Source organism: uncultured Rikenella sp., from assembly GCF_910579375.1.
Lineage (GTDB): Bacteria > Bacteroidota > Bacteroidia > Bacteroidales > Rikenellaceae > Rikenella.
Genome location: NZ_CAJTUJ010000187.1, coordinates 1 through 3,562, shown reverse-complemented (window position 1 = coordinate 3,562; position 3,562 = coordinate 1). Strand labels below are relative to the sequence as shown.

The 3,562-nt window shown below is 58.6% G+C and carries 4 protein-coding genes; 1 reads left to right on the top strand and 3 read right to left on the bottom strand.

Annotated features, from left to right (window positions below):
- Positions 1–402: 402 nt before the first annotated feature.
- The 3 genes from QZ302_RS09435 to fabG form a co-directional block, all read right to left on the bottom strand.
- Positions 403–603 (bottom strand): hypothetical protein, encoded by a 201-nt coding sequence (locus QZ302_RS09435; protein ID WP_294594774.1) that lies wholly within the window; start codon positions 601–603, stop codon positions 403–405.
- A gap of 79 nt (positions 604–682) precedes the next feature.
- Complete coding sequence (locus tag QZ302_RS09430) at positions 683–931, bottom strand: hypothetical protein (protein ID WP_294594772.1); 249 nt, start codon at positions 929–931, stop codon at positions 683–685.
- A gap of 30 nt (positions 932–961) precedes the next feature.
- The gene (gene fabG / locus QZ302_RS09425; RefSeq protein ID WP_294594770.1) at positions 962–1,708 is read right to left on the bottom strand and encodes a 3-oxoacyl-[acyl-carrier-protein] reductase; all 747 of its coding nucleotides are present in this window, start codon (positions 1,706–1,708) and stop codon (positions 962–964) included.
- Between the two features lie 161 nt (positions 1,709–1,869).
- On the opposite strand from fabG, the gene glyA reads away from it, so the two are divergent.
- Positions 1,870–3,150: a serine hydroxymethyltransferase gene (gene glyA / locus QZ302_RS09420; RefSeq protein WP_294594769.1), complete on the top strand. Its 1,281-nt coding sequence runs from the start codon at positions 1,870–1,872 to the stop codon at positions 3,148–3,150.
- Positions 3,151–3,562: the final 412 nt, after the last annotated feature.

The following is a 3,562-nucleotide window of genomic DNA, read 5'->3' as shown; positions in this document are numbered from 1 at the left end:
GCAACTCGTCAGAGCTCGTTGCACTCCCCGCTGGCGGCGAACTGCTTAAAAGAAACGAATGGATTATGCTTTTGCGACCCTAAAGGGTCGCGCGGGCCGAAGCCTCCGGCCGCGGAGGCCCGCAACTGACGTTGCAGTGGGCCCCGCAGGCTTCGACCGCTTGAACTGAGAACGAGGATGCCATAGGCGGGTGCCGGGGGCACGCCAAGGACGAACCCGATAGGTTGGGTTGAACTTTTGCAGGGTCGCTGGGCTTGCAGCGGGCGAAGCCTGTGTTGCTTTGGGTAGAGGCTGTCAGCAAAAGACGCTGTGCGTCCCTCCGCTGCGGGAGGCTTCGGCTCGCAGAGCCGCGCGAGCCGAAGGAGGCATTTCCAAAATAATTAAAACGCAGCACTCCCCCGTTTATTCCGAGAGGCAACGCAACGGAATACCGAAGGCACGGCCATGCGCAGCGGCACGCGAATTATGTCCCCCGGTGCTCGCAAAAAGAAATATCCCATAGATATCGCTGACCGAGGCAGAATAGCAGCAGCCGTAATCACCGACGCTCCTCGGCACTCCGTCCGCGTTGTAGCGGAAGCCCGGGGCGGTGCCGAGCGGCACTCGAATCGGCTTTTCTCTGTCCCAATGGCCGCCTCGGTAAACCGCCTCTACCTTAAATTGTCCATGAGTGTCTCTCTGTTTATTCCGAGAGGCAACGCAGCTGAAAACCGTGGCCACGTTCGTCCGCAAAGCTCGTTCCCAGACGTTGCATATAAATGCCTAAATAAATGCCGCTGCTATGGCTGATTGAAGCAGACCAACTGTACCCGTTTCCGCCGTTGCCCCCTGCGATGCCCTCCCAGCCCTTACGTCCGAAATCGCGGTAGCCCGGGGCGGGACGCGCCAAAAGAAAACGTCGGCTCCTGCGAGAACAGAAACCGACGCTCATTGCAAAAGTGTCCTTTTAAAAGTATGCAGGCTACATGTTCATCCCGCCGCAGCAGTGGATCACCTGTCCCGTCACATAGCTCGACAAGTCCGAAGCCAGGAACGTGCAGACATTCGCCACATCGTCCGGCGTCCCGCCCCGTTTGAGCGGAATTTTTGCCTCCCAATCCTTCCGCACCTCTTCCGACAACGCTCCCGTCATGTCCGTGATGATGAACCCCGGAGCGATCGCATTGCAACGAATCCCCCGCGACCCCAGCTCCTTCGCCGTAGACTTCGTCAGTCCGATCAGCCCCGCCTTTGAAGCCGAATAGTTGGCCTGCCCCGCATTTCCGCTCACCCCGACCACCGAACTCATATTGACGATCGAGCCCGACTTCTGCTTCATCATGTACGGCAGCACCGCCTTCGTCAGGTTGAACGCCGACTTGAGGTTCACCCCGATCACCAAATCCCACTGCTGTTCGCTCATCCGCATCAGCAGCCCGTCGCGCGTAATCCCGGCGTTGTTCACCAAAACGTCCACCCGACCGAAATCCTTGACAATCTGATCGATCGTCTCTGCCGCCTGCGCGAAATCCGCCGCGTTCGAAGCATACCCCTTGGCCTTAACCCCCAGTGCAGCAATCTCTTTTTCCGTATTCCGGAAGTTATCGTCTTCGTTCAGGTCGGTGAAAGCGATATTCGCCCCCTCGGCGGCGAATTTGAGCGCGATCGCCTTTCCGATCCCGCGTGCAGCGCCCGTAATGACGGCGACCTTTCCTTCGAGAAGTTTCATGTCTGTTTACGTGTTTTGAAAAAAGTTGTAACCGGAGCAAAGATAATGTTTTTTCCCGCATTCCGGGAACGTGCGGTCGAAGGGGTCGAAATTTTGCCTACCTTTAACCCGCGAATTGTCGAATTCGAATCATTTAACTCTATCAAATACAGCAAGGTAACATGAACCGCGACACAGTCATTTTCGACCTCATCGGGCAGGAACGCGCCCGCCAGACCCACGGCATCGAACTGATCGCTTCCGAAAACTTCGTCAGTGAAGAGGTGATGGAAGCCATGGGCTCCGTGCTGACCAACAAATATGCCGAGGGGTATCCCAATGCCCGTTATTACGGCGGTTGTCAGGTGGTCGATCAGGTCGAACAACTGGCCATCGACCGGGTGTGCGAGCTCTACGGGGCCGAGTATGCCAACGTGCAGCCTCATTCGGGAGCGCAGGCCAATATGGCTGTTTTTCTGGCTGTGATGCAGCCGGGGGATACCTTTATGGGGCTCGACCTGGCGCACGGGGGACACTTGACTCACGGGTCGCCGGTCAATTTCTCGGGGATTCTCTACCGGCCGGTGGGCTATCAGGTGGACGAGGCGACCGGTACGATCGATTACGACAAGATGGAGGCTTTGGCGTTGGAACACAAACCGCGGATGATTATCGGCGGCGCGTCGGCTTATTCCCGCGAGTGGGACTACAAGCGTATGCGCGAGATCGTGGACAAGGTGGGGGCGGTTCTGTGGGTCGATATGGCTCATACGGCGGGGCTGATTGCGGCGGGGCTGCTGGAAAATCCGGTGAAATACGCCCATGTCGTCACTTCGACGACGCACAAGACGTTGCGCGGGCCGCGCGGGGGGATTATCCTCGTGGGCAAGGACTTCGAGAACTGGTGGGGGGTGAAGACGCCGAAGGGCGAGACCAAAAAGATGTCGGCCATGCTGAACAGCGCGGTTTTCCCGGGGGTACAGGGCGGGCCGCTCGAACATGTGATCGCGGCCAAGGCGGTGGCTTTCGGCGAGGCGCTCCAACCGGCCTATAAGGAGTATCAGACGCAGGTGGTGAAGAATGCCCAAGCGATGGCTGCGGCGTTCGTGGCCAAGGGCTACAAACTGATCTCGGGCGGGACGGACAACCACCTGATGCTGATCGACTTGCGGGGCAAGTTCCCGGAACTGACGGGGAAACAGGCCGAACGTTCGCTCGTGGAGGCGGATATTACGACGAATAAGAATATGGTGCCGTTCGACAGCCGTTCGCCGTTCCAGACCTCGGGGATTCGGGTAGGGACGCCGGCCGTTACGACGCGGGGCCTGAAGGAGGAACACATGCCGGTGATCGTGGATCTGATCGACCGGGTGCTGAGCGCTCCGGAGGATCAGCAGGTTATTGCTGCTGTGCGGAGCGAGGTGAATGCCTTGATGGGTAACTTCCCGCTTTTCGCGTGGTAGGTTTCTACGGGGATCGGTTGGCGCGTGGTTAGGGGCGCGGACAATGGATTTGGCCGAGGCTGCCATTTGCCCACCGCGGGCACGCGGGGCCTGCCCGGCCCGAGGGCAGTTTCCTCCCGTAGCCAAAGTCGCGCGCCGTCGCCTAAAGAAGCGATTCAGCTATTTCGGCGGTAGCTGAAATATAGATGAATCGCGCAAGGCGCGCGAACATAAAATTGCCGTGCGTGATTGCTGGAGTAGGAAATCATTCAAACGCATGATTTGCGTTTGAATAAGATTTCCGCCAGCGCGCGGACGAAGAACGGGGGTAGAGGCTGCCAGTTGAAATGCGCCAGCATTTCCCGTCCACGGGACGTGGGGCCCGCTTGGCCGACGCGTTCGCGTCATGGCGCGCGGCCGTTATTACTTTCCT